We start from the raw sequence: 25,755 nt of genomic DNA, 5'->3' as shown, positions 1-25,755 counted from the left end.
GCACGGGCTGGCGGTGTGAGCGGCTTTCTTTTGCCTGCTTTTCTTTGCCGCTGCAAAGAAAAGTAGGTGCCGCCCCGCACAGGGGCAACGCCCGCGCCGCGCAGGCGCCATCGCGGATGCCCACGCAAAGGACAACACACACCGACAACGCCCGCGCCGCGCAGGCGCAATGCGAACGCAAACCTTCACGGCACCGACGAAGCCAACGCCCCTTCGCTACGCGCTTCGTCCGCGCATCGCTGATGCGCCCGCGACAGGCGCCCCATCAGCGGCAGCAGCAGAATCGCCACGACAGCGCCGACAGCCGCCAGCCACCCAAGCTCCGTAAAGAGCTTCGTATACAGCGGCAACGAAGTCAGCGGATCGAGATCGCCAGCCGGCATCTTCGCCAGATTCGCGACGACACTCCCCAGATACTGCGACACACCCGTCGCGACGAAATACGCGCCCATCATGAAGCCGCTCATGCGAGCCGGCACGTAACGCGCGATCATCGCGAGACCGAGGCCGCTCACCAGCAGCTCGCCAAGCGAATACAGCCCATAACCGCCCACCATGAACCACGACGACACGCGCCCGTTCACCGCAAAACTGCCGCTCCACGCATAAACGAAGAAGCCCGCCGCAACCACCGCAAATCCGAATGCGTACTTCGCGGCCACCGGCACGTCCTTGCCGTTTTTCGCGAGCTTCGTATACAGCATCGCGAGAAGCGGACTGAGCAGCATGATCCAGATCGGGTTCAACGCCTGGAACTGCGCAGCGCTCCACGTAAACAAATGCGTGCCGAACAGCGAGAAAGTCGGATCGACGTTGCGCAACGCAAACAGCGTCAGCGACGTCGACATCTGCTGATAGAACACGAAGAACAAGATCACCTGCAATGTCAGGATCAGCGCGGCGATCAGGCCCGAGCGCTCGGAGCGCTCACACCTGATCAGCATGTACGCGAAGATCGCGAGAATCGCCACGCCCGCCGTGTACACGCATGCGACGGCAATCGCCTTGTGCTGCAGCACGAACATCGTCGCGGTGCCCAGCGCGAGACCGCCCGCCGCGACGGCCAGCACGCGCCTCCAGCGCACGGGCTCGGCATCCGGTGCGCAGCCGATGTGCGACAGCGTGCGAAACATCAGGAAGTAGTTGAACACGGCGATCAGCATGCCGGCGCAGCAGACGGCAAACGCCGTGTGCCAGCCCCAGTGATCCTTGATCCACGGCGTCGCCAGCATCGACACCGTCGAGCCGATATTCACCGCCATGTAGTAAATCGTGAATGCGCTGTCGATGCGCGTGTCGTCGCCTTCGTAAATGCGGCGCACGAGATTCGCGGCGTTCGACTTGAAGAGGCCGTTACCCACCACGATCACGCCGAGCGACGCATACATGAAGTTCAGGCTGTCGTTGGGCATCGCGAGCATCAGATAGCCGGCTGCGAGCACGAGCGCGCCGAAAATCATCGAGCGGCGCGCGCCGAGAATCTTGTCGCCGATCCAGCCACCGATCGACGGCGACGCGTACACGAGCGCCGCAAACGCGCCCCACGTGAGCGTCGCGTGGCTGTCGTCGAAACCGAGCCGGTCGATCATGAACAGCACGAGCAGCGCCGCCATGCCGTAGTAGCCGAAACGCTCCCACATCTCGATGAGAAAGACGGTCGAGAACGACCGGGTCCGGGATACGGGTGAATTCATGTGTTCCTCGTATTTATGCAAAAGCAGCCGCGCGCGCGTCGAGCCGACGCGCGCCACGCGGCGAAGCTGGAAAAGCTGGAGATCGTCGATGACTTGCCGTGACGGCTGCGCAACGCGGCATCCGGCAACGGCTCAGTGCGATACGAGCGACGGACTGTGCGGTCCGCGTCGAAAACGGAACAACCAGGACTTCAGCGGGACTCCGTCGACGCAGAAACAACGCGACGGAAAGCTCAATGATAAAGCATGGCGCGTTTGCTCCTCTGCGGCGGCGGCATCGGAACGCGGTTGCTCAATATGCGGGATGACTGGAGAAAGGCTGCGGAAAACATCGACATGCGTATTCACCTCGTTCGTCGGTGGCAGTCAGGTCGGGACGTACCGATCAAAAACACCGCCGCAGGATCGCTGCAAACGGCACTGCAGGCAGATGGACTTCGATGAATGCGTCCACCCGCGCGAGGTTGCGATTGTCCGCATCGCCGCATGACTTGTCGCTCGGGGAATTCACTGAGAAACGCGCGCACATTCAAGATTAGTCTTATTGCATAAAAGTCGGTCTAAAGCGAAAGCGACGGACGCGCATTGCGATCTGGCAACATAGAGTGTTTTCTTGAAAAGACCGAATCTGCGCAAGCGGCATCGATGAATTGCCAACCTACGCAAGACTCGGCACGCACGTCATCAAACAACATTTGCTTATATCAAACTAATTTTGACGGACTAATTTGGTTTTGCTATGGTCACGACACTTGAGAAAGACACGGCACTTGCACTGGGGAGCAAGATCCGCGCGCTGAGGCAAAGGCTGAAGCGCACGCTCGATGAAACAGCAACGGCAGCAGGTATTTCGAAGCCGTTTTTGTCGCAGGTCGAGCGCGGTCTCGCGTCGCCGTCCATCACGTCGCTGGCAGGAATTGCGAATGCGTTGGGAGTGAAGGTGCAGTACTTCGTCGACACACCAAGCGAAGAACGCTCGGTGTGTCGCGCGAACGAACTAAAGTTTTTTGGATTTGCAGACTCGGCGAATCTGTTTGCCCGGATGACCAATCTGTCGGGGGGCCGTCAGCTGGAAGCCATCCTTGTGAGGATGCCACCCGGGCAAAAGCGTTCCGAAGTCACGACGCATGCCGGCGAAGAGTTTATTTACGTCATCGAAGGGCAAATGTCGTTGACGCTGGAAGGCAAGACGTTCGTGCTGCGCGCGGGGGACAGCGCGCACTACGAATCGACGCTGCCGCACAGTTGGGCGAATACGGGCCGCAAGGAATCGGTAGTCGTCTGGGTGGGTACGCCGAGACTGTTTTAGAAGGCAGGCATGCGACCCTGGTTGGAAGCGCTTCCGCATCACACGGAAGCGCGCCGATCGGATTAGCAGGGTGCCTGTAATAATAATTGTAAGGAATCCTTATGGCGTACACCGAACAAGGGCCACCCAACCGGTCCCTCTCACGCGGATAACCGTTAGCGGCGTCCGCGCTGCTTGCATTCCTCTCCCGACTTTTCAGCGATACAACCATGAAGAAAACGTTCGTCTACACGACGGCGCTGACCGCGCTCGTCCTCGCATTCCAGCACAACACGTTCGCCGTCACGATTCCGCCGGGCGCGACGCTCGCGGCCAGTCAGGAACTGACGCGCCAGGTGCCCGCCGAAACGGAATCGCTCGACCCGGCGCACATCGAATCGTGGACGGGCAACACGATCGGTCTCGATCTGTTCGAAGGTCTTACGCGCATCGACGCATCGGGCGCGATCGTGCCGGGCGTCGCGCAATCGTGGACGCGCACGGCACCTGACACGTGGGTTTTCAAGCTGCGTCACGACGCGAAGTGGAGCAACGGCCAGCCCGTCACGGCAGCGGATTTCGTCTATGCATGGCAACGCGTCGTCGATCCGAAGACGGGTTCGAAATACACGGTGCTGGTCGAGTTCGTGAAGAACGCGAAGGCGATCATCGCTGGCAAGTCGCCTGTGACGAGCCTCGGTGCGCGCGCCGTCGATCCGTACACGCTCGAAGTGAAGACGGAAGTACCCGCTGCGTTCTTCCCGCAGCTCGCCGCTATGGCGACGATGGCGCCCGTCGATAAAGCCGTCGTGACGAAGTTCGGCGCCGACTGGACGCGTCCGGCGAACTTCGTCGGCAACGGCGCGTTCGCGCTCAACGACTGGCAGCCGAACAACCGCCTCGTGATCTCGAAGAACGCCAACTACTGGAACGCGCCGAAGGTGGCAATTTCGAAGGTCACGTATCTGCCCATCGAAAGCGACGAAACGGCGATGCGCATGTATCAGGCGGGGCAGTTCGACTACACGTATGCGATTCCGTCGGGTATCTATAGCCAGCTCGGCAAGCAGTTCGGCACGCAACTGCAAACGGGCCTGCAAATCGCGACGTATTACTACAGCCTGAACAACGACGAACCCGTGTTCAAGGACAAGCGCGTGCGCGAGGCGCTGTCGATGGTCGTCGATCGCGATCTGCTGACGTCGAAGCTCACCGCGAACGGCGAAGTTCCGATGTACGGTCTGATCTCGAAGGGCACGGAAGGCGCCGCCGTGTACAAGCCGGAATGGGCGACGTGGCCGATGGCAAAGCGCGTCGACTACGCGCGCAACCTGCTGAAGGAGGCAGGCTATTCCGATGCAAAGCCGCTCACGTTCACGTTCACGTACAACACCAACGATCTGCACAAGAAGGTCGCGTTGTTCGTCACGTCGGAATGGCGCACCAAGCTCGGCGTCAACGCAAAGCTCGAAAACGTCGAATACAAGGTGCTGCTCAAGCAGCGTCACGACGGCAAGGTGCAGGCTTCGCGCGACGGCTGGTTCGTCGACTATAACGATGCGATGTCGTACTTCGATCTGATCCGCTGCGGCAGCGTGCAGAACGACCAGCACTATTGCAACCCGAAGGTCGACGCGCTGATCGATCAGGCGAACCAGCAGACGGACGACAGGCAGCGCACCGCCCTGCTCACGCAGGCGCATGATCTCGCGATGAACGACTATCCGATGATTCCGCTGTTCCAGTACTCGGCGGCGCGTCTGGTGAAGCCGTACGTCGGCGGCTATGCGGCGACGAACTATCTCGACATGCGCGCTTCGCAGGACATGTACGTGCTGAAGCACTAAGCACACCAGGCACTAAACGCAGGAACCGCACTCATGCTTGCATACACGTTGCGCCGCACGCTGTGGGCGATCCCGACGATACTCGCCGTGATCACCGCATGCTATCTGCTGCTGCACCTCACGCCCGGCGGCCCGTTCGACACCGAAAAGCAGTTGTCGGCGGCCACGCTCGCGAACCTGAACGCGCGCTATCACCTCGACGAGCCGCTATGGAAGCAGTACCTGCACTATCTGTGGGGACTGCTGCACGGCGATCTGGGCCTGTCGTTCCGCTACGCCGACTGGTCCGTCACCGATCTCGTGCTGAAGGCGCTGCCCGTGAGTCTGGGCGTGGGCGGCGTGTCGGTGCCGTTTGCCGTCGTGATCGGCGTCGCACTCGGCACGATTGCGGCCGTGCGCCGCGACAGCGTGATCGATCATGCCGTGATGGTGCTCGGCAACGCGGGCAACGTCGTGCCGCCGTTCGTGCTCGGCCCGCTGCTCGTGTGGGTGTTCGCGATCCTGCTGAAAACCGCGGACGGCCACGGCTGGCTGCCCGCGGGCGGCTGGGGCGAAGGCGAGTGGCGTTATCGCGTGCTGCCCATTGCGCTGCTCACGATCATCAACGTCGCGTTGATCGCACGCGTGATGCGCGGCAGCATGATCGAAGTGCTGTCGGGCAACTTCATCCGCACGGCGCGCGCAAAGGGCTTGCCCGCACGCACCATCGTGCTGCGCCATGCGATGAAGCCCGCGCTGATGCCCGTCGTGTCGCTGCTCGGCTCGGTGTGTATCTCGTCGATCACGGCGGCCGTCGTCACGGAATCCGTGTTCGCGTTGCCGGGCATCGGGCAGCTCGTCGTGAACGGCGCGATCAATCGCGACTACACGCTGGTGCTCGGCCTCGTCGTGCTGACGACGGCCACGGCTGTTCTCTTCAACCTGCTCGTCGACCTTGCGTATGCATGGCTCGATCCGCGCATTCGCTACTGATACGCCGATGAGAATGCCACCTGTTTCATTGACTGCGATCGACGCGCGGCCGTCGCGCAGCCCGTTCGCGACGGCCGCGCGCCGCTTCGTGCGCAACCGCGCCGCGTTCGTTGCGCTGCTGCTGCTCGTGCTGATCGTGCTCGCGTGCTTCGTCGGGCCGCTGCTGTCGCCGAACAACGCGATCGACAGCGACTGGTCGTCGATCAGCCTCGCGCCCACGCTTGCCAACATGCACTGGTTCGGCACGGACGAACTCGGCCGCGATCTGCTCGTACGCACATTGGTGGGCGGGCGCGTGTCGATCGAAGTCGGTTTGCTCGGCACGCTGGTGTCGGGACTGATCGGCGTCTTGTGGGGCGCGACGGCGGGTTATCTCGGCGGGCGTGTGGATGCCGTGATGATGCGTATCGTCGACATGATGTACGCGATTCCCTACATGCTGATCGCGATCCTGATGATGACGTTGTTCGGCCGCGCGTTCTATCTGGTCGTGCTGACGATCAGTGCGTTTTCGTGGCTCGACATGGCGCGCGTCGTGCGCGGCCAAACGTTGTCGTTGCGCTCGCGTGAGTTCATCGACGCCGCGAAGTCGATCGGCGTCGGCTCGCGCTCGATCATCGCGCGGCACATCGTGCCGAACCTGATCGGCGTGGTCGTCGTGTACGCGACCGTCACGGTGCCCGGCATCGTGCTGACAGAATCCGTGCTGTCGTTTCTCGGCCTCGGCGTGCAGGAACCGATGACGAGCTGGGGCGTGCTGATCCAGGATGGCGCACAGAAACTCGAATCGACGCCGTGGCTGCTGCTGAGCCCTGCGCTGATGCTGTGCGTGACGCTGTATTGCGTAAGCTTCGTCGGCGATGGTCTGCGCGATGCGCTCGATCCGAAGGACCGTTGAGATGGCAAAGATGTCACTACTCGAAGTCAAAGACCTCAGCGTGCGCTTTTCGCGCCGCGACGGCGCGCCCGTCGATGCCGTGCAGCGTGTGTCGTTCTCGCTCGACAAAGGCAAGACGCTCGGCATCGTCGGCGAATCGGGCTCGGGCAAGAGCCAGACCGTGATGGCGCTGCTCGGCCTGCTCGCGAAGAACGGCACGGTCAGCGGCGAAGCGCTGTATGAAGGCAAGAACCTGCTGACGATGAACGATGCCGCGCTGAACCGCATTCGCGGCGACCGAATCGGTATGATCTTCCAGGACCCGATGACGTCGCTCAATCCGTTCCTGACGATCGAGCGTCAGATGACGGAGACGCTGCAACTGCATCGCAAGCTGTCGCGCCGGGAAGCGAAGCAGCGCGCGATCGAAACGCTCGAACGTGTGCGTATTCCCGATGCCGCGCGCCGCATCGGCATGTATCCGCACGAGTTTTCGGGCGGCATGCGTCAGCGCGTGATGATCGCGATGACGCTGCTGTCCGAGCCCGAAATCCTGATCGCCGACGAACCGACCACGGCGCTCGACGTCACCGTGCAGGCGCAGATCATCGAGTTGCTGCGCGAGCTGAACCGTGAGCGCGGTACCGCGATCATTCTGATCACGCACGACATGGGCGTCGTTGCCGGTCTGTGCGACGACGTGATGGTGATGTACGCGGGTCAAACCGTCGAACAGGCGAGCGCGCGGCAACTGTTCGCCGCGCCCACGCACCCGTACACGATCGGCCTGTTGAACGCGCTGCCGCGTCTGACCGACGAAGACGACCAGCCGCTGCAAACCATTCCCGGCAATCCGCCGCTGCCCGGCGTCGCGACACAGGGCTGCGCGTTCGCGCCGCGCTGCACGTTCGCGGAAGACGCGTGCCGTGCCACACGTCCGTCGCTCGAACCCATTGAAGGCGAGCTGCATGCGCTGCGCGCGTGCCATCGTCCCGTTCACGCGGTCGCGGAGGTGCTATGAGCGCACAGGAAACACTACTCAAGGTCGACAACCTCAGCGTGCACTTCAAGGTCGCGCAAGGCGGCTATCCGTGGTCGCAGAAGGCGACGTTGCGTGCCGTCGACGGCGTGTCGTTCGATGTTCGCCGTGGCGAAACGGTGGGTCTCGTCGGCGAATCCGGCTGCGGCAAGTCGACACTCGCGCGCGCGATCATCGGTCTTGCACCCGTGACGTCGGGCAGCGTGCAGTGGAAGGGACGCGAGTCCGTCAACGGCACGTCGCGCGAAATCACACAAACCCGCACGCAGATTCGCCGCGACGTGCAGATGATTTTCCAGGACCCGCTTGCGTCGCTCGATCCGCGCATGACAATCGAGCAAATCGTCGCGGAACCCTTGAAGACGCATCAGCCGCAACTCGGCCGCGAAGAAATGCGCGTGCGCGTGCGCACGATGCTCGAACGCGTCGGCTTGAACGCGCATCATCTGCGCCGTTATCCGCACGAGTTTTCGGGCGGCCAATGTCAACGCGTCGGCATTGCGCGTGCGCTGATCGGCGAACCGCAACTCGTGATCTGCGACGAGCCCGTGTCCGCGCTCGACGTGTCGATCCAGGCACAGATCGTCAATCTGCTGCGCGACCTGCAGCGCGAATTGTCGCTGTCGCTGCTGTTCGTCGCGCACGATCTCGCCGTCGTGAAGGCGATCAGCCAGCGCGTGCTCGTGATGTATCTGGGCCGCGTGATGGAGTTCGGCGACAAGCGCGATGTGTATCGCGAGCCGCAGCATCCGTACACGCGCGCGCTGTTGTCGGCCGTGCCGCTGCCCGATCCCGCAGCGGAACGCGCGCGCGAGCACGTGCTGTTGCGCGGTGAGATTCCGTCGCCGTTGAAGCCGCCGTCGGGCTGCGCGTTTCGCACGCGCTGCCCCGAAGCGATCGACGCATGCGCCAACGAGCGGCCCGTTGCACAGGTTACGGGCCGCGGTCATAGCGAAGTCGCCTGCATACGCGTCGCGATGACCTGACGTCCTTCCAGCTCCACGAAGCCCCATTTCCACGACGCGGCCAGCCGCTGCGCCGAGGGAGGCGTTCGTTTCCGCGACGGCGGAAACGGGCGAGAAAGCGTGGTACGGCTGACCGCCGCACCGCTGTTTCATCAACTAGAAAAACGGAATTGCAATGACAACCCAACGTTCCACATCAGGAGCATCGAAACTTGCGTTGCTGGCCGTCGGCCTGCCCGCGTTGACGATCGCTACCGCCGCACTCGCGGATGACGCCGCCGCGCCCGCCGCTGCCAGCGCCGCCGTCGCCCAGACCGCGCCTGCTGCACCTGCTGCACCTGGTGCGCAAGCCAAACCCGCCAAGCCGAAGGCAAAAGCCGCGCCGACCACCGTCGCGCAAGGTCAGCCCCAGCCGCAGACAGACAATGCGCTCGTCAACGCCGAAGCCGATCAGGCCGTCACGCCGCCCGAGAACATGTCGAGCCAGGCGAAAAGCAAGGGCCTCGTCGCCGACAGCCATCTGAACCTGCTGTTCCGCAACTACGCGGACCAGTTCGACAACGAAGGCGGTCCGCATCGTCACGCATGGGTGCAGGGCATGCAGGCGAACTTCGAATCCGGCTATACGAAAGGGCCCGTGGGACTGGGCTTCGATGCATCGCTGTTCGCCGCGCTGAAGCTCGACGGCGGCGCCGGCGCAGGCAACATGGTGCACGTGGAGAAAGGCGGCGGCGGCTCCAACCAGCTCGCGTGGGCGTATCCCGGCATGTACGACATCAAGGGGCGCATCTCCGAAACGGTCGTCAAATACGGCTTGCAGATCGTCGACAACAACCCGTTCATGGAACCGCACGACAACCGCGCATTGCCGCCGACGTTCCTCGGCCTGTCGGCTGTCAGCAGCGACATTCGCAACGTCACGCTCGAAGCAGGCAGCTTCACGAAGGTCGACGCGCGCGGCCACACCAATCTCACCGACATGAATACGTCGTATGGCGGCACGACGTTCAAGCGGCTTTCGTATTTCGGCGGCAGTTGGGATTACTCGCCGAACGGCACGGTGTCGCTGTACGCGGATCAGGCCGAGGACGTGTGGAATCAGTTCTATGCGTCGATCTCGCAGTCGATCGGCGACGTGAGCGGCATCAAGTGGGCGGGCCTCGCGAACGTCTATTCGACGCACCAGACGGGTTCGGCGCTGCAAGGCCACATCAACAACAATGCGTACAGTCTGTCGCTGTCGGCGCAGCATGGCGCACACCAGGTGCTGCTCGGTTATCAGCAGATCCTCGGCGACCAGTTCTTTGATTACGTGAACGAGACCAACGGCATCTATCTCGTGAACTCGATGGACGTCGACTACAATGCGCCGCACGAAAAGTCGTTCCAGCTGCGCTATACGTTCGACGGCAAGTATGCGGGTCTGGCCGGCTTCAAGGCGATGCTCTGGGGGGTGACGGGCTGGGGCGCGGATGCTTCGGCGAGCGCGGCCTCGAATGCGATTGGCCCTTACACGCGTAACGGCGAATTCGTGCACGGCACGCACCACGAAATCGGCTTTATCCCGAGCTACACGCTGCAAAGCGGCCGCTTCAAGGATACGAAGATCACGTTCATCGCGATGTATCACAAGTCGACGGCGCACTACTCCGATCCCGACAACATGGAGTATCGCCTTGTCGTGAACGTGCCGGTGAAGGTGTTCTAAGCGAAACGCTGGTGTCGGTGCTTGCGTGCGTGGATGGTCACGTTCGCAAGCGCTCGTCGCTTACCGATGGCGCTCGAACACCACCGACACCACAATCGCCATCCACACGAGCACGACGCCCGTCAGAAACATCCAGCGTCCCTTGCGTATGTACGTGTCGTTCGATTCCGAGTCGACGGGACTCGTCACCATCCACGGCACGAGCCCGAGAAACGCAAAGCCGAGAATCGCGAAGCCCGCGACAAACTTGTCGGCGAACGTCCATCCGCCCGCTTCCTGCAGGCCCCAGTAGCCGAGAAAGATGATGCCGAGCGAGAACATCGTCCCGGCAGCCGTGCAGAGCGCCGCCACCGATCCCTGAGGAGTGGGCATGGTCCACCTCGCGTGAGTCAGTGTCGACGATTCTACCCGGTACACACGCACCGCAAGTCGCAAGCCACTCAGGCTGCCTGCCGCGCGAGTCTCGCTTCGTAGGCTTTCAGATGACTATACGCAATGCGCAGCAACGACAGCGATCCCTGCTGCTGTTCGTCGCCACCGCGCGCGATCAGATCGCCGACGATGTGGTCCGCCTCGATCCGCGATTGCCCCTCGATGTCGCGCAGCATCGACGCCGTCAACAGCGAGCCTTCGGCAAACAGAATGCCCTGCGCGCGCGTATTGGCCGCATCGCTGATGGGATGACCGTTCGCCTGCGCCACCGCCTTGCATTCGCCGAGTATGCCCTCGATCACGCGCCGCCCGTCCAGCGTGGTCAGAATGTCGCCGATAGCCGCGCGATGCAGGCACGTGCTGGTGGCGAGCGTCGCAAGGAACACCCACTTTTCCCACATCTGCTGAAGAATGTTGTCGGCGGCGGCGAAGTCGAAGCCCGCGCCTTCGAACGTCGACGCAATCGCGCGCACGCGCTCGCTCACGCCGCCCGTCAGTTCGCCGAAGCCGATTGAATGCATGTCGTTCAGATGCACGATCTCGCGGTCGCGATTGAGCGTCGCGGCGATTACGCACTGGCCGCCCAGCACTTTTGCGTCGCCAAAGCGCTGCTTGAGCACGTCGATGTGCCGCATGCCGTTGAGCACGGGCAGGATCATCGTCGTATCGCCGACAGCAGGTGCGAACGATTCGATGGCGTCGTCGAGGTTGTACGCCTTGCAGCTCAGCAGCACGAGGTCGTACGGTTGCGCGATCGTACTCGCGAGCACCGTTTTCACGTCGCGCAATGTGAAGTCCCCGCGCGGACTTTTGACCACGAGCCCCGAGCGTTGCAGTTCTTCCGCGCGCTTCTCACGCACCAGAAACGTGACGTCACGGCCCGATTGCGCAAGACGCCCGCCGAAGTATCCGCCCGTCGCGCCCGCGCCCACTACGAGAATTCGCATCGCTCCTCCTTTCATTTGCTTGCATGACGAACGCCATGCAAGTGCGTGTGCAGTATGTCGTAAAACGACGCTGTGCGCAGCGAGCCCGCATGCCCCCGCGCGAACAGCGTCAAGCCATCGGTGAATGCGTCAGACGATTTCGAGCGCGAGCGCAATGCCCTGCCCGCCGCCGATACACAACGTCACGATGCCGCGCCTGAGTCCGTCGCGGCGCATCGAATGAATCAGGCGCGTCGTGAGCACCGCGCCCGTCGCGCCGATGGGGTGGCCGTGCGCGATCGCGCCGCCTTCCACATTGATGATGTCGTGCGCGAGCCCGAGCTTTTGCGCGACGGCGAGCGGCACGGCGGCGAACGCTTCGTTGATCTCGACCCGGTCGATATCGCCGAGCTTCCAGCCCGCGCGTTCGAGCGCGATCTGCACGGCGGGCACGGGGCCAAGGCCGAACATGCCCGGCTCGACGGCGGCGATGCCGAACGCGACGAGACGAGCGGCCGCCTCGATGCCTCGCGCGTCGGCGTAATCGCGCGCCGCGACGATCATCGCCGCCGCGCCCGTGTTCAGGCCGGGCGCATTGCCCGCCGTGATCGTGCCGTCGGGACGAAACGCGGGACGCAGCTTCGCGAGCGTTTCGACCGTCGTCTCGGGACGCGGCTGCTCATCGCGCGCGAACTGCACGGTGCCCTTGCGGCCCGCGATTTCGACGGCGACCAGTTCCGCGTCGAATACGCCGCGTTCCTGCGCGGCGGCAAAGCGCTGCTGCGAACGCGCGGCCCATGCGTCCTGCGCGGCGCGCGACAGTTCGGCCTTGCTGACGAGGTCTTCCGTGTGCCAGCCGGAGTGCTCGTTGGAGAACGCATCGACCAGCCCGTCGCGCAGCATGCTGTCGTGCACCTGCGCGTTGCCCATGCGGCTGCCCCAGCGGCCGCTGTCGAGCAGATACGGCGCGCGGTCCATGTTCTCCATGCCGCCTGCCACGGCCACGTCGCCGAGTCCGAGCGCGATCTCCTGAGCCGCCGACACGATCGCCTGCGCGCCCGAGCCGCACACGCGGTTCACCGTCAACGCGGGCACCGACACGGGCACGCCGCCGCCAATCGATGCCTGGCGCGCCGGGTTCATCTTGTTGCCCGCCTGCACCACGTTGCCCATCACCACCGACGACAACGTCTTTGCATCGAGCCCGCCGCGCCGCAGCGTCTCCCGCACGACAGCCGCGCCGAGCGCCGTGGCAGGCACGTCTTTCAACGATCCGCCGAACGCGCCGATCGGCGTGCGGACGGGATGGGCAATCACAATATCGCGTGCATTCATCGCTATTCCTCTGGTTGAAGGACCACTACCGCGCCGCGTGAACACGGCGCGTTCATCGGGATTCAGTTGGCGGCAACGTCTGTCGACGGCTTCGCTTTCGCCACGTCGCTGTCGGCGGGCACGTCCCAGCCGCCGCCGAGCGAGCGGTACAACGCGACGGCCGCCTGCGCATGCGCGCGCTTCGCCTGATTCAACGACTCCGAGTCGCGCAGATACGCCTCCTGTGCATCGAGCACATCGAGGAAGCTCGACGCGCCGCCCTTGTACAGCTCGTTCGACAGACGCAGCGCCTTGCCGGATGCATCGAGCGCGCCCGCCAGCTTCGCAACCTGCGCGTCCCCGTTGACGAGATCGCTGCGCGAGTCTTCGATCTCCTTCAGCGCGTTGAGCATCGCCTGCTGCAAGCCGAGCTGCGATTCGCGCATGCGGCTCTCGTTCTGCTCGATGTGCGCGGTGATGCGGCCCGCGTTGAAGATCGGGCTCGTTGCGCTCAGCGCGGCGCTGAACAGGTTGTCGGTGAGCGTGGGCATGCCGAGATACGACGACGCGAGCAGGCCGTCGCTCAGGCTCAGATGGAACTTCGGATAGCGGTCCGAGCGCGCCACGCCCACCTCCGCCGCGCGCTGCTCGACGGCGGCGTAGGCGGTTCGCACGTCGGGACGGCGCAGCAGCGCTTCGGAAGGCACTGTCTGTGGCACGCTTTGCGAGGGCACGGGAATCGGCCGCGCCTCGTCGAGCAACATGCTGTCGACGCTTTCCGGCGTGCGTCCCGCGTACACCGCGATCAGGCTCTTGTCGTGCTGGATGTTCGACTGGATTTGCGGAATCTGCGCCTGCAGATCCTGCAACTGGTTTTGCGCGCGCGCCACGTCGAGCTGCGTCGACAGGCCGTATTTCAGGCGCTGCTGCGTAAGCTTCAGCGCGCGGCTGCGAATTTCCTCGTTGTCGTTGACGATCTGCAATTGTGCTTGCGCCCAGCGCAAGTCGATATAGGCACCCGCCGTGTTCGCGGCCAGCGCGAGCCGCAGCTCATTGAGCGCCGACTGACGCCCCGACACCTGCGCCTGCGCGGCGAGCACGGCAAGACGCTCGCCGCCGAACACGTCCGGGTCCCACGTCGCCGTCAAGCCGACGCCCGCCTGCTTCACATAACCGAGCGGCGGTGGCGTGTTCTGCCGCTGGTAGACGGCCGTCGCGCCGGCGTCGAGTTGCGGCGCGAGCGCGGCGCGCTGCTGCTTCGTGATGTCCTGCGCCTGCTTCACGCGCTCTACAGCGGCTTTCACGTCCAGGTTGTCGTCGAGCACGAGATCGACGAGACGATGCATGGTCGGATCGCCGAATTGCGACCACCATGCGTCTGCGCTCACGGCATCTTTCGGCGCATCGACGCTCCACGCGTCGGGCGCCACGGTCTTGACCGTCTGCGGCAAGTCCGCGTGCGTCGCGGGCTGCACCGCGCAGGCCGCGAGCGTCATCGCGGCGGCAACGGCCAGCGCTTTGGCTACGATAGATTTCATGTCGAATCTTCCAGTGATCGGATGGGTTGATGGCAGCGTGCGCGGTTCAATGCGCATCGGGCGGCGGCGACGAATGGCCGAAGGGCTGCGAAAACAGCACGCTGACGAGGCCCACCGCGAAGCAAAGGGCAACCGCGAGGAACGTATCGGAGAACGTCAGCACGAGCGCTTCGCGCATCAGCAGCGCGTGCAGCGAACCGAGGCCCGCGGCCGCGCCGTTCAGCATGTCGCCGCCGACGGCCGCGAAATGCGCCGCCTGGTCGCGCAGCAGCGCTTCGATCGCGGGGCGGCCCACGCTCACGTGTTCGTCGAGGCGTTCGTAATGCAGGTTCACGCGATCGTTGAGCATCGTGCTGCACACGGCGATGCCGATGGCGCCGCCCAGGTTGCGCATCAGATTGAACAGGCCGCTCGCCGACTTGAGCCGCGACGGCGGCAGCGAACCGAGCGCCATCGTCACGATGGGCGGCACGCAGAACTGCTGGCCCATGCCGCGCAGCGCCTGCGGGATCAGCAACTGCTGCCAGCCCCATTGGTTCGTCAGCGGCACGTAGAGGTAACAGCCGACGCCGAACAGAATCAGCCCGATCACCATCAGGATGCGCAAATCGACCACACGCGCGAGAAACGAATACGCCGTCAGCGCGATCAGCTGAAAGCAGCCAACCGACAGCAACGCAACGCCGATCTGCAGCGAATCGAAGCCGCGCACGCGCGCGAGGAATACGGGCGTGAGATACACCGTGCAGAAGAGCCCAATGCCCGTGATGAACGACAGCAGACTGCCGATGCCGAAATTGCGGATCGCGAGCGCGCGCAGATCGACGATCGGCTCTTTCGCGGTGAACGCATGCACGAGAAACAGGAAGCCGCAGATCACGCAGACCCATGTGCAGAACAGGATGACGTCGTCGCCGAACCAGTTCTTGCGCGGGCCTTCTTCGAGCACGTATTCGAGGCAGCCGAGAAAGCCGCACATCAGCGCGATGCCGAGGTAGTCGCCCGTCTTCAGCAGCGACACGTCGGCGTGATCGACGTTGACGTAACGCGGCACCAGTACCGTCACGAGCAAGCCCGGCACGAGGTTCAGATAGAACAGCCAGTGCCACGACCATTGATCCGTGATCCAGCCGCCGATCACAGGCCCGATGGTCGGCGCGAGCGACGCGAGCGCGCCGATCGTCGTCGCGGCGACGATGCGCTGCTTGCCGGGGAACAGCATGAATGCCGTCGTGAAGACGGTCGGAATCATTGCCGCGCCGAGCGCGCCCTGCAAGCCGCGAAACAGGATCATCGAGTTGATGTCCCACGCGAGCCCGCACAGCATGCTCGTCACGGTGAAGCCGAACGCGGAGAACGCGAACACCCAGCGCGTCGAGAAAACGCGCGTGAGCCAGCCCGTCATCGGGATCACCATGATTTCGGCGATCAGGTACGAGGTCTGCACCCAGGAGAGTTCGTCCTGACTCGCCGACAATCCGCCGCCGATGTCCCTCAGCGACGACGCCACGATCTGGATGTCCAGCGTCGCCATGAAGAAGCCGAGGCACAGCAGCGAGAACGCGAAAACCTTGGTCGCGGCCGGCAGGTCGGCGGGGTTCAGGAGAGGAGATGATGTGTTGCTCATGATGGGCAGCGTATCCGTGCGTTACTGCGCCGCGCGAGCCGGTTCGCTGTCGGCGCGCAGATGCACCTTCACCGTCGCCGACAGGCCCGGGCGCAGCACGCCCTGCATTTCCTTCGGGACCGTCAGGCGCACGCGCACGGGCACGCGCTGCACGATCTTCGTGAAGTTGCCCGTGGCGTTTTCGGCGGGCAGCACGCTGAAGGTCGCGCCCGTCGCCGGCGCGAGGCTCTCGACCACGCCTTCGATCCGATGGTTCGACGCATCGAGATCGACGTCGACGGTGTCGCCCACTTTCATCTTCTTCAGCTGATCTTCCTTGAAGTTCGCGTCGATCCACAGTCCGCTCGCGGGCACCACCGTCAGCAGCGACACGCCGACATTCGCCAGCAGGCCGACGCGCGCCGTGCGGTTGCCGACATAGCCGTCGATCGGCGAACGGATCGTCGTGTACTCGACGTTCAGCTCGGCCACGCGCTGCGCCGCTTTGGCCGTCGCAACGCGAGCGTGCGCGTCGTTGATCTGCGCATCGAGCACGCTCAACTGACGCTGCGCCGCTGTCAACGCGGCGCCGCTGCGATCCACGGCGGCACGCGCCTTCAGCAGATCGGCGTCGGCGCGCTCGACAACCTGATTCGACACGGCATCGTCCTTCACCAGCTGACGATAGCGCGCGGAATCCGACGCGCTGCGCGTGAGTTCCGCGTTCGATGCCTTCACTTCCGCCGACTGCTCGTTGATCGTCGCCAGTTGCAGCGACTTCTTCGCTTCGAGCTCCGTCACGGCAGCTTCGGCGCTCGCGACTTCCGCGTTCGCCTGCGCGAGACGCGCGTCGTAGTCGCGCGCGTCCAGGCGGATCAGCACCTGCCCCGCTTTCACGAACTGGTTGTCCTGCACCAGCACGTCGTTGACGAAACCGTTCACCTTCGGCGCGAGCACGGTGACGTCGCCGCCCACATAGGCATCGTCCGTCGTTTCGACAAAGCGGCCGACGAAGAACCAGTACGACCCGGCTGCCGCAATCGCGACGATCACGGCGAGCACCGCGAGCAGCATCCACGGAATGCTGCGCGTCTGTTTCGCGGCGCCCGCGACGGCGGGCGGTGCAATGGAAGGTGTTGTAGACATGGCTATATGTGCGTATGCACCGAAAACGTTGGAAAAAGGGCGCTGAACGCGCGTGTTGGTCTAGGTGGAATGCCTCACGCCACCGCGTGTCACGTCGAACAGCTCCGCGCGCAGGCTCGCCGCGCGCTGCGGGCCGAAGTGCTGTTCGAATTCGCTTTGTGCCGCATGCCAGTGATCGCGCGCCTCTCTGAGCCGTTCCTCGCCGGCAGTCGTCAGCATGACCGTCAATACGCGGCGATTGCTGCGCGACGCCTCGGTGTAGACGAGACCGTCGCGTTGCAGCGGCTGGATCGCGCGTACGAGCGTGGTGCGCTCCATCACCATGGAGTCGGCGAGTTCCTTCATCGTCATCCACTTGCGATTGTGCAGCCGGCACATGATCGAGAACTGCGTGGTCTTCAAACCGACTTGCCCGAGATGTCGGTCGTACAGCTGCGTCACATAGCGCGCCGCTTGCCGGACCGCGAAGCAATCGTCGTCCGGCGAAACCTGAGTGTCTTGTGTATCCGTTTCTACGTGCATATACACACCAATGAATCGATCCAGTCAGATGCGCTGTTCGCGCGCGAAATCACTTCGGGAATTACGACGACGTCAGATTGAACAGTTCCGCACGCAAAGCCTTGGCGCGGCTGCGTCCGAACTTGCTTTCGAATTCGTCCTGGGCGGCGCGCCACGCAAGGGCAGCCTGCTCGAACGTTTGCCTGCCTTCCTTCGACAGACTGAACAGATAGGTGCGCCCGTCATGCTCGGACGGTTCGCTGAGAACAAGGCCGTCGCGCTGCAACGGCTTCAATGCGCGCACGAGCGTGGTGCGCTCCATCACCATCGTGTCCGCGAGCTCCACCATGGTCAGACCAGGCTTGCGCGCGAGCTTCGCGACGATCGTGAACTGCGCCGCCGTCAGGCCGACCTCGCCGAGATGGCGCTCGTAGATCTGCGTGACGTAACGCGCCGCTTGCCGCAGCGCGAAACAGTTGCAATCGTCGTGAGAAATGGGCTTGCTCATAAAAGCCAGTTTATATGTGCGTATGCACGCTGTCAAACCGCGTTTGGATGCCGCAATTGAAATTGTCTGTTGCTCAAAGCGCCAGCACGCTGACGCCGACTTCCACGCGATGCGCGCCGCCGCCAAGAATCATGCCTCGCAGCAGCGACACGTCGCTGTAATCGCGCCCGATGGCGAGCGTCACGTGATCGACGTCGGCGAGCACGTCGTTGGTCGGGTCCAGATCGATCCAGCCGCTTTCCGGGCAATGCACGGAGACCCACGCGTGCGATGCGTCCGCGCCGATCAGACGCGGCTGGCCCGGCGGCGGATCATTGCGCAAATAGCCGCTCACGTAGCGCGCGGGCAGCCCCAGCGCGCGCAGGCAGCCGATCATCACCTGCGCGTAGTCCTGGCACACGCCGCTTTTCATATCGAACGCGCGTTCGGCGGGCGTATCGAACATCGTCGCCGACGGCTTGTACTCGAAGTCCGCGTGAATGCGGTGCATCAGGTCGATCGCGCCCGCGACGATGGGCGTGCCTGCGCGGAAGCTGCGCAGCGCATAGTCGCGCAACGTCGGCTTGAGCGCGATATTCGGCGACGCGAAGCAGAACTCCACCTGCGGATGGCAAACGCCGCCCGCGCGAAAACGCAGCGACTGCGCGACGTCTTCCCATGCGGGCGTCGCCTCGGGATCGAGCGCGCTCCAGCGCGGCGTCAGCTCGACGGTCGTCTCGCTCACCATCTGCAAACGTTCGTGCGGCGCATCGAGCGCGAAATAGAGCACGTCGTTGCCGAACGCATCGATGCGGCTGTGCAGATACGAAGGCGTGGGCTCGATACGCTCCGTATGCTCGACGACGCGCTGCCACGCGCATGCGAGCGGCCGGATGGTAGCGAGATGCTGCGCGGTCTCGACGGGCGTCGAGTAGTGATAGGTCGTGCGATGCGATACGGACAGCAGCGTCGCTTCACTCATGGCGACACCTGCGCTGCGAGCGTGTTCGCGTGGCTGAAATAGCGCGCGCTGATTTCGTTGGCGGCCGCCGTGACGCTCATCGCCAGACGGTCACACAGCGCGATCAGCGCCACGTACGTGCCGCTGCCGTCCGTCACGCACAGCGCTTCGAGCGAAGGCAGCGTGTCGGGATGCGGCAGCAGATCGCTGAACGGCCGATGGCGCTTGCCGTCCGCCGCGCCGGAAATGTCGTCGAGCTTCGCGCGAAGGCGCGCGTACACGCCGTACAGCCCGCGCGGGTTGGTCGGCTCGATCACCAGCAGGTCCAGCAACGCGGGCACTTCGAGCCGCCCCGGATACAGCGACCGATACGTCAGCGTGCTGTCGAACAGTTGCAGCAGCAGATCGAAGCCGGCGGGCGTCGCGAGCTGCCGCTGCGACGCGACCACGCGCAATATCGACGTCATCGCCCACACGCGTTCGATGTGGCGCCCGGCGAACATCAGGCGCCATGCTTCGTCGCGCGTCATGCGGTCGCCCTGCGCGCCGCTGATCGCCGACAGTTGCGTCGCGAGATGTTCGAGCGCATCCATCAGCGTGACGCGGTTGTAGCGCGCCCTGCCGCGCGACGACGCATTCGACGACACGGCAGCCGCGGGCGTCAGCTCGTGCAGCGCGTCGCGGAAGTCATTGCGGGCGGCGAGAATGATGCGCCAATGATCGCTCGACAGACGGCCGCGAATCTCGCCGCTCGCGCGCGCCTGGCTCGCGAGGTTTTGCCCGATACTGTACGCGCCCGTGTTTTCCTGCAGATTCGCGACCAGCGTGCGCTCGAAAGCCTGCAGCGATTGCCCGCCCACGAGATCGCCCGATTGCACGAGACCGAAATGCAGCGCGAGTTCCGCGAGCGTCGCGAACATCGTGTCGGCACCGTTGTTTTCGAGCGACCCGAGTATGAGGCGCAGCAGCCGCACGTTGTTTTCCGCGCGCTCGCCGTAGCGGCCGCTCCAGAACAGGTTCTCGGCGGCGCGGCTCGACACCGTGCGATGCTTGCGCGCGAGATCGGCGGGCTTGAGCGGCGACGGCAGCAGCGTGAAGGTGGAGTTCGGATGGCTCGACAACACCCATGCATCGACGCTGCTGCCGCCGAACTGCATCGACACCGACGACTGCCGCTCTGCCGCCAGCCGCGTAAAGCCGCCCGGCAGCACGTGCCAGTCGCCGTTTGCATCGGCGACGGCGATGGCGCGCAGCACGCATGGCCGGTTGCCGAGCGTGCCGTCTTCGTAGCGCGGCGTGCACGAGTACGGCAGCGGCTGCTGGATCGTGAACGCATCCGGCGAGCGCTCGATGCGGCTTTTCCAGGCATCGAGTTTCTGCGGGCCGTGCGCGATGCCAGGCGGGCTGTCCGGCGTGCGCGCTGGCCACGTCGGCTGCAAAAACGCTTCTTCCATGTTCGCAAACGCGTGTTCGCGCGCGGCTTCTTCGCCGCACCACCACGTCGATACGCCGTTGAGCAGCAGCGGCTCGTTCAGCAGCGTCCGCGCGATGCCGGGCATGAAACCGTGCATCGCGGGCGATTCGAGAAAGCCCGAGCCCGGCACGTTCGACACGATCACATTGCCCGCGCGCATCACCTGCAACAGGCCCGGCACGCCGATCGTCGAATCGGCGCGCAGCTCGACGGGATCGCAGAACGCATCGTCGAGCCGGCGCAACACGACGTGCACGCGTTCGAGCCCCGTGAGCGTCTTCAGGTACAGCATGTCGTTGCGCACCGTCAGATCTTTGCCTTCGACGAGCGTCACGCCGAGATAGCGCGCGAGAAACGCGTGTTCGAAATACGTTTCCGCAAACGGCCCCGGCGTGAGCAGCGCGATATGCGGCGCGCTGTCCGTCTTGCCGTCGCGCATGGTGGCGCGCGCGCTGGCGGCAAGCGTCGCGATCAGCGTGGAGAACGTGGGCGCGAGACGGCTCACGCGCAATTCACGGAACGCATCGGCGAATACGCTCGAGACAATCATGCGGTTTTCGAGCGCATACCCCAAACCCGACGGCACCTCCGTGCGATGCGAGACGACCGTCCACTCGCCGTTCGGCGCGCGCGCCAGATCGACGCCAACCACCTGCAGGAACTGCCCGCCCTGCGGCACGAAACCCTTCACCGAGCGCAGATAGCCGGGATGCCCATAGACCAGCGCAGGCGGCAGCACGCTTTGCTGCAACAGCGTCTGTGGCCCGTACACATCGGCGACGATCGCGTTGAGCAATTGGGCGCGCTGCTGCACGCCGCGCTCGATCAGCGCCCATTCGTCCTCGGCGATGATGAGCGGCAGCAGATCGAGCGCCCACGGACGCGGCTCGCCCTTGTCCGCGTAGACGTTGTACGTGATGTCGTTGTCGCGCACCTGCTGCGCGACGGACGCGCGTCCCGGTTCCAGACCCGCAATGCCCTCTTCGCCGAGCAGCTCGAAAAAGCGCCGCCACGGTTCGCGCAGCGTGCCCGAGGCGTCGCGCAGTTCGTCCCAGTGGCCTTCGCGCACGTCCAGAAGCGGCAACGCGCGCAACAGCGACAGTGCGTCGGGATGGCCTGCTGCCGCTTCGAACGGAAAGGTCGATTGAAAGGCCAAGATGTGGTCGCGAGTCGGTTTGTCGTGAGTGTGGGCTGCGGCTTATCCGTGCCGTAAATCCAGCGTGAACGGAAACTCCAGGCTGCGCTGCGGCGGCTGCGTCACCAGCGGGCCCGGCGTGTGGCCCGTGGTAAAGAAGCGCGCGCGACGCCGGCTTTCCGCTTCGTACGCATTCACCGGGAAAGTCTGGTAATTGCGTCCGCCCGGATGAGCGACATGATACTGGCATCCGCCGATCGAGCGCCCCGTCCACGTATCGACGACATCGAACGTCAACGGCGCATGCACACCGATCGTAGGATGCAGCGACGACGACTGTTGCCATGCGCGAAAGCGCACGCCCGCGACGAATTCGCCGATGCGGCCCGTCGGCTGAAGCGGCAGCGGCACGCCGTTCACCGTCACGCGATGCCGGTTGTCGTTGAGCCCCAGCACCTTCACTTCGAGCCTTTCCACCGACGAATCCACATACCGCACCGTCCCGCCCGCCGCGCCTTCTTCGCCCATCACGTGCCACGGTTCCAGCGCACCGCTGATTGCAAGCGCGATGCCGTTCGCGTGCATTTCGCCGATGGCCGGGAAACGGAACGCGAAATGCGGCGCGAACCATTCGTTCTCGAACGCGAAGCCGGCTTCGCGCAGATCGGCGAGCACGTCGTCGAAATCCATCTGCACGAACGTGCCGAGCAGGAAACGGTCGTGCAGTTCCGTGCCCCAGCGCGTGAGGCGCGTCGTGTACGGCTCGTTCCAGAACTTCGCGACCAGCGCGCGCAGCAGCAGTTGCTGCACAAGACTCATGCGCGCGTGCGGCGGCATTTCGAAGCCGCGCAATTCGAGCAGGCCCAGGCGCCCCGTCGGGCCATCAGGCGAATAAAGCTTGTCGATGCAGAACTCGGCGCGGTGCGTGTTGCCCGTCACGTCGATCAGGATGTTGCGCAGCGCGCGATCGATCATCCACGGCGGCAGTTGCCCACCGTCTTGTCCGCCGAGCAGGTCGACTTGCCGTTGCAGTTCCCTGAACGCGACCTCGAGTTCGTAGACCTGGTCGTTGCGCGCCTCGTCGACGCGCGGCGCCTGGCTCGTCGGTCCGATAAAGAGCCCTGAAAACAGGTACGACAGCGACGGATGGTTGTGCCAGTACGCGACGAGGCTCGCAAGCAGATCGGGCCGGCGCAGGAACGGGCTGTCGGCGGGCGTGGCGCCGCCGAGCACGAAGTGATTGCCGCCGCCCGTGCCCGCGTGGCGTCCGTCGAGCATGAATTTCTCGGTGCTCAGATAAGACTCGTGGGCGGCGCCGTAGAGAAACTCCGTGTGATCGACGAGTTCGTTCCAGTTCTTCGACGGGTGGATGTTCACTTCGATCACGCCGGGATCGGGCGTGACCTGCAACACGGACAGGCGTGGATCGCGCGGCGGCGGATAGCCTTCGATCACGACCTTCATCTTCAGTTCGGCGGCCGTGGCTTCGACGGCGGCGAGCAGGTCGAGATAGTCGTCGAGTTCCGTCAGCGGCGGCATGAACACATGCAGCAGCGCGCGGCCGTCGCCGAGCGCGGCGTCTTCCACTTTCGGGCCCGCCGCGCGCGCCGGATTGCGCGCTTCGACGCACACGGCCGTACGGATCACCGACGACGCCGATTCGCCGCGCTCCGGCAAGCGGTCCTGCGGCTGGCTCTGGCCGTTTGCGGCAAAACCAGCACCATATGCGTCTGCGCCGTCTGCGCGGCCATCGCGCGCCGCGTACGAGACGCCTTCGTATTGCATCCGCAATTGCGCCGACGTGCGCAGCGGCACGGGCGGCGCGAACGGATCATGCGCGTGCTGATACGGATAGTCGCCCTTCGACACCCACGGCAGCGAATCGAGCGGCAGGCGCAAGCCCATCGGCGAATCGCCGGGAATCAGGTACATGCGCTCGTCGCGGAAGAACCACGCGCCGCTCGTCCAGCCCGGCCCGTGCGTCGAACGCGCGAGCGGCAGCACGTAGCCCGACACGCTGGACAGCCCCGCATCGAACACGCGGCGCAGCCGCACGCGCTCCAGTTCGTCGTCGAGGCGCGAATCGAATGGATCGACGTTGACGGGCAAGCGCCGCTCGCGCCACAGGTAGTACCACGTGTCCTCGTAACCGGGCAGCACGTACTCACTGCCGACGGCGAGCTTGCCGGCGAGCAGCGTGAGGAAGCGGCGCGCGTCGTCCGAGGTGTAGCGGCCGGGGCTGCGCTCGTCGGCGAATAGCGACGGGTCGCGCCAGCACGGCTCGCCGTCCGCGCGCCAGTACAGCGACAGCGCCCAGCGCGGCAATTGCTCGCCGGGATACCACTTGCCCTGGCCGACATGCAGGAAGCCGTTCGCGCCGTAGTACGCGCGCAGCTTGTCCATCAGCGCGACGGCGTAGCCGCGCTTGGTCGGGCCGAGCGCGTCGGTGTTCCATTCGGCGGCGTCGCGGTCGCGCACGGCCACGAACGTCGGCTCGCCGCCCATCGTCAGGCGCACGTCCATCGCGTCGAGCCGGCTGTCGACCTGCGCGCCCATCGTCAGGATGCGGTCCCACGCGGGTTCCGTGTACGGCTTGGTCACGCGCGGCGTCTCGAGCACGCGCGTAATCGACATCGCGTGTTCAAACTCGACTTCGGACTGATCGACGGCGCCGGAAATCGGCGCCGCGCTGCCCGGCTCCGGCGTGCATGCGACGGGAATGTGCCCCTCGCCCGCGAGCAGCCCGGACGTCGGATCGAAGCCGATCCAGCCCGCGCCCGGCAGATACACCTCGCACCACGCGTGCAGGTCGGTGAAATCGTATTCAGTGCCGCTCGGGCCATCGAGCGACTTCGTATCGGGCGCGAGCTGCAGCAGATAACCGGACACGAAACGCGCCGCGAGCCCCAGTTGACGCAGCGTCTCGACCAGCAGCCAGCCCGAGTCGCGACACGAGCCCGACGCGTTGACGAGCGTCTCCTCCGGCGTCTGCACGCCCGGCTCCATGCGGATCAGGTAGCGGATTTCGCGCTGCACCCGCTGGTTCAGATCGACGAGAAAGTCCGTCGTGCCGCGCGGCGAGCGGTCGATGCTCGCAACGAACTCCGCGAAACGCGGCGTCATCTCGTGCCTGACGAGATACGGCGCGAGTTCGGCGGCGAGTTCCGGTGCGTAGTCGAAGGGGAATTGCTCGGCGGCGGGTTCGAGAAAGAAATCGAACGGGTTGTAGACGGCCATCTCCGCGACGAGGTCGACCGTGATCTTGAACGTCTCGGTGCGCTCGGGAAACACAAGCCGCGCCTGATAGTTCGCGAACGCGTCCTGCTGCCAGTTGATGAAGTGCTCCTCGGGCTCGACGCGCATCGAATAAGACAGCACGGGCGTGCGGCAATGCGGCGCCGGGCGCAGCCGCACGACCTGCGGCGACAGTCCGACGAGGCGGTCATAACGGTAATGCGTGACATGGTTCAGCGCGACACGTATGGACACTCCGGACTCCTGGGCAGGAAAGGGCAATAGGGGCAGCCGCAAAAAGCAAGCTTTATGCCGTTGGCGGGTTGCCGTGTCGGTGACGGCGCGCTTCGCGGCGCAGGCCGTGCTGCGCGTGCATCCGTCGCTCGCCGCCTCTCGCGGCACGTCGCGTTGCATGTCGCGGCCATGTACCCCTTCGACGGCTGCCGCGCGCGCGACGCCGCGTTGCGTTGCGCCTCGTTCGCCTGCTCGCGCACCAAAGCGGCGCATGCGGCAAGCCGATTCGCCAGCAATGTGCGCATGGCCAGCGACGTTATAGCGGAGCGGCATGAAGATTGCGGGAACCCTCCCGCTGCGCGCCTGCTTCGAAACGG

20 protein-coding genes are annotated in these 25,755 nt (G+C 64.5%); 8 read left to right on the top strand and 12 right to left on the bottom strand.

Annotation, left to right across the window (positions count from 1 at the left end; translation table 11 throughout):
• Positions 1 to 185: 185 nt before the first annotated feature.
• Positions 186 to 1,694: a peptide MFS transporter gene (locus tag H3V53_RS32115; protein ID WP_336601282.1), complete on the bottom strand. Its 1,509-nt coding sequence runs from the start codon at positions 1,692 to 1,694 to the stop codon at positions 186 to 188.
• Between the two features lie 246 nt (positions 1,695 to 1,940).
• Between H3V53_RS32115 and H3V53_RS32110 the strand changes: the two genes are divergently transcribed.
• The 8 genes from H3V53_RS32110 (at position 1,941) to H3V53_RS32075 (ending at position 10,390) form a co-directional block, all read left to right on the top strand.
• Positions 1,941 to 2,138, top strand: coding sequence for a hypothetical protein (locus H3V53_RS32110; RefSeq protein WP_336601281.1), 198 nt, complete (start codon positions 1,941 to 1,943; stop codon positions 2,136 to 2,138).
• Positions 2,139 to 2,433: 295 nt separating this feature from the next.
• Entirely contained in the window at positions 2,434 to 3,003 is a 570-nt protein-coding gene (locus tag H3V53_RS32105) for a cupin domain-containing protein (RefSeq protein ID WP_054919972.1), read from the top strand.
• Positions 3,004 to 3,212: 209 nt separating this feature from the next.
• Positions 3,213 to 4,829 (top strand): peptide ABC transporter substrate-binding protein, encoded by a 1,617-nt coding sequence (locus tag H3V53_RS32100; protein ID WP_336601280.1) that lies wholly within the window; start codon positions 3,213 to 3,215, stop codon positions 4,827 to 4,829.
• 33 nt (positions 4,830 to 4,862) lie between these two features.
• Positions 4,863 to 5,801, top strand: a complete 939-nt coding sequence (locus tag H3V53_RS32095) for an ABC transporter permease subunit (RefSeq protein ID WP_336601279.1) — start codon at positions 4,863 to 4,865, stop codon at positions 5,799 to 5,801.
• A gap of 13 nt (positions 5,802 to 5,814) precedes the next feature.
• Entirely contained in the window at positions 5,815 to 6,699 is an 885-nt protein-coding gene (locus tag H3V53_RS32090; protein WP_336601284.1) for an ABC transporter permease, read from the top strand.
• Between the two features lie 10 nt (positions 6,700 to 6,709).
• On the top strand, positions 6,710 to 7,699 hold the full coding sequence (locus H3V53_RS32085) for an ABC transporter ATP-binding protein (protein ID WP_336601283.1): 990 nt from the start codon (positions 6,710 to 6,712) through the stop codon (positions 7,697 to 7,699).
• Positions 7,696 to 8,703, top strand: a complete 1,008-nt coding sequence (locus tag H3V53_RS32080; RefSeq protein ID WP_336601278.1) for an ABC transporter ATP-binding protein — start codon at positions 7,696 to 7,698, stop codon at positions 8,701 to 8,703. The genes H3V53_RS32085 and H3V53_RS32080 overlap by 4 nt, the downstream gene beginning before the upstream one ends.
• 154 nt (positions 8,704 to 8,857) lie before the next feature.
• Positions 8,858 to 10,390: an OprD family outer membrane porin gene (locus H3V53_RS32075; RefSeq protein WP_336601277.1), complete on the top strand. Its 1,533-nt coding sequence runs from the start codon at positions 8,858 to 8,860 to the stop codon at positions 10,388 to 10,390.
• A gap of 60 nt (positions 10,391 to 10,450) precedes the next feature.
• Here the strand turns inward: H3V53_RS32075 and H3V53_RS32070 are convergent, their stop codons facing one another.
• The 11 genes from H3V53_RS32070 to H3V53_RS32020 all read right to left on the bottom strand — a co-directional run bounded on the left by H3V53_RS32070 (position 10,451) and on the right by H3V53_RS32020 (position 25,399).
• On the bottom strand, positions 10,451 to 10,762 hold the full coding sequence (locus H3V53_RS32070) for a hypothetical protein (protein ID WP_336601276.1): 312 nt from the start codon (positions 10,760 to 10,762) through the stop codon (positions 10,451 to 10,453).
• A 68-nt stretch (positions 10,763 to 10,830) separates the two neighbouring features.
• Positions 10,831 to 11,769 (bottom strand): 2-dehydropantoate 2-reductase, encoded by a 939-nt coding sequence (gene panE, locus H3V53_RS32065; RefSeq protein WP_336601275.1) that lies wholly within the window; start codon positions 11,767 to 11,769, stop codon positions 10,831 to 10,833.
• Positions 11,770 to 11,898: 129 nt separating this feature from the next.
• Positions 11,899 to 13,083, bottom strand: a complete 1,185-nt coding sequence (locus H3V53_RS32060) for a thiolase family protein (RefSeq protein ID WP_336601274.1) — start codon at positions 13,081 to 13,083, stop codon at positions 11,899 to 11,901.
• A gap of 62 nt (positions 13,084 to 13,145) precedes the next feature.
• Positions 13,146 to 14,600, bottom strand: a complete 1,455-nt coding sequence (locus H3V53_RS32055) for an efflux transporter outer membrane subunit (protein ID WP_336601273.1) — start codon at positions 14,598 to 14,600, stop codon at positions 13,146 to 13,148.
• Positions 14,601 to 14,646: 46 nt separating this feature from the next.
• Complete coding sequence (locus H3V53_RS32050) at positions 14,647 to 16,227, bottom strand: DHA2 family efflux MFS transporter permease subunit (protein ID WP_336601272.1); 1,581 nt, start codon at positions 16,225 to 16,227, stop codon at positions 14,647 to 14,649.
• A 21-nt stretch (positions 16,228 to 16,248) separates the two neighbouring features.
• A complete protein-coding gene (locus H3V53_RS32045) occupies positions 16,249 to 17,352 on the bottom strand; it encodes an HlyD family secretion protein (RefSeq protein WP_336601271.1) in 1,104 nt (367 codons plus the stop codon).
• A gap of 60 nt (positions 17,353 to 17,412) precedes the next feature.
• Entirely contained in the window at positions 17,413 to 17,874 is a 462-nt protein-coding gene (locus tag H3V53_RS32040; protein WP_336601270.1) for a MarR family winged helix-turn-helix transcriptional regulator, read from the bottom strand.
• A 61-nt stretch (positions 17,875 to 17,935) separates the two neighbouring features.
• Positions 17,936 to 18,361 (bottom strand): MarR family transcriptional regulator, encoded by a 426-nt coding sequence (locus tag H3V53_RS32035; protein WP_054919953.1) that lies wholly within the window; start codon positions 18,359 to 18,361, stop codon positions 17,936 to 17,938.
• A gap of 73 nt (positions 18,362 to 18,434) precedes the next feature.
• Positions 18,435 to 19,322: a transglutaminase family protein gene (locus tag H3V53_RS32030; protein WP_336601269.1), complete on the bottom strand. Its 888-nt coding sequence runs from the start codon at positions 19,320 to 19,322 to the stop codon at positions 18,435 to 18,437.
• Entirely contained in the window at positions 19,319 to 21,931 is a 2,613-nt protein-coding gene (locus H3V53_RS32025; RefSeq protein ID WP_336601268.1) for a circularly permuted type 2 ATP-grasp protein, read from the bottom strand. Before H3V53_RS32025 ends, H3V53_RS32030 begins: the two co-directional genes overlap by 4 nt.
• 42 nt (positions 21,932 to 21,973) lie before the next feature.
• A complete protein-coding gene (locus tag H3V53_RS32020; protein WP_336601267.1) occupies positions 21,974 to 25,399 on the bottom strand; it encodes a transglutaminase family protein in 3,426 nt (1,141 codons plus the stop codon).
• Between the last annotated feature and the right edge of the window lie 356 nt (positions 25,400 to 25,755).

Source organism: Paraburkholderia bengalensis (genome assembly GCF_037126505.1).
In the GTDB taxonomy this organism is placed as follows: domain Bacteria; phylum Pseudomonadota; class Gammaproteobacteria; order Burkholderiales; family Burkholderiaceae; genus Paraburkholderia; species Paraburkholderia bengalensis.
This window is presented reverse-complemented; position numbering and strand designations above follow the sequence as displayed.

Excerpts from the sequence above, each read along its gene's own strand:
- H3V53_RS32115 (WP_336601282.1), bottom strand. The coding sequence starts at position 1,694 with ATGAATTCACCCGTATCCCGGACCCGGTCGTTCTCGACCGTCTTTCTC.
- H3V53_RS32110 (WP_336601281.1), top strand. The coding sequence starts at position 1,941 with ATGGCGCGTTTGCTCCTCTGCGGCGGCGGCATCGGAACGCGGTTGCTC.
- H3V53_RS32105 (WP_054919972.1), top strand. The coding sequence starts at position 2,434 with ATGGTCACGACACTTGAGAAAGACACGGCACTTGCACTGGGGAGCAAG.
- H3V53_RS32100 (WP_336601280.1), top strand. The coding sequence starts at position 3,213 with ATGAAGAAAACGTTCGTCTACACGACGGCGCTGACCGCGCTCGTCCTC.
- H3V53_RS32095 (WP_336601279.1), top strand. The coding sequence starts at position 4,863 with ATGCTTGCATACACGTTGCGCCGCACGCTGTGGGCGATCCCGACGATA.
- H3V53_RS32090 (WP_336601284.1), top strand. The coding sequence starts at position 5,815 with ATGCCACCTGTTTCATTGACTGCGATCGACGCGCGGCCGTCGCGCAGC.
- H3V53_RS32085 (WP_336601283.1), top strand. The coding sequence starts at position 6,710 with ATGTCACTACTCGAAGTCAAAGACCTCAGCGTGCGCTTTTCGCGCCGC.
- H3V53_RS32080 (WP_336601278.1), top strand. The coding sequence starts at position 7,696 with ATGAGCGCACAGGAAACACTACTCAAGGTCGACAACCTCAGCGTGCAC.
- H3V53_RS32075 (WP_336601277.1), top strand. The coding sequence starts at position 8,858 with ATGACAACCCAACGTTCCACATCAGGAGCATCGAAACTTGCGTTGCTG.
- H3V53_RS32070 (WP_336601276.1), bottom strand. The coding sequence starts at position 10,762 with ATGCCCACTCCTCAGGGATCGGTGGCGGCGCTCTGCACGGCTGCCGGG.
- panE (WP_336601275.1), bottom strand. The coding sequence starts at position 11,769 with ATGCGAATTCTCGTAGTGGGCGCGGGCGCGACGGGCGGATACTTCGGC.
- H3V53_RS32060 (WP_336601274.1), bottom strand. The coding sequence starts at position 13,083 with ATGAATGCACGCGATATTGTGATTGCCCATCCCGTCCGCACGCCGATC.
- H3V53_RS32055 (WP_336601273.1), bottom strand. The coding sequence starts at position 14,600 with ATGAAATCTATCGTAGCCAAAGCGCTGGCCGTTGCCGCCGCGATGACG.
- H3V53_RS32050 (WP_336601272.1), bottom strand. The coding sequence starts at position 16,227 with ATGAGCAACACATCATCTCCTCTCCTGAACCCCGCCGACCTGCCGGCC.
- H3V53_RS32045 (WP_336601271.1), bottom strand. The coding sequence starts at position 17,352 with ATGTCTACAACACCTTCCATTGCACCGCCCGCCGTCGCGGGCGCCGCG.
- H3V53_RS32040 (WP_336601270.1), bottom strand. The coding sequence starts at position 17,874 with ATGCACGTAGAAACGGATACACAAGACACTCAGGTTTCGCCGGACGAC.
- H3V53_RS32035 (WP_054919953.1), bottom strand. The coding sequence starts at position 18,361 with ATGAGCAAGCCCATTTCTCACGACGATTGCAACTGTTTCGCGCTGCGG.
- H3V53_RS32030 (WP_336601269.1), bottom strand. The coding sequence starts at position 19,322 with ATGAGTGAAGCGACGCTGCTGTCCGTATCGCATCGCACGACCTATCAC.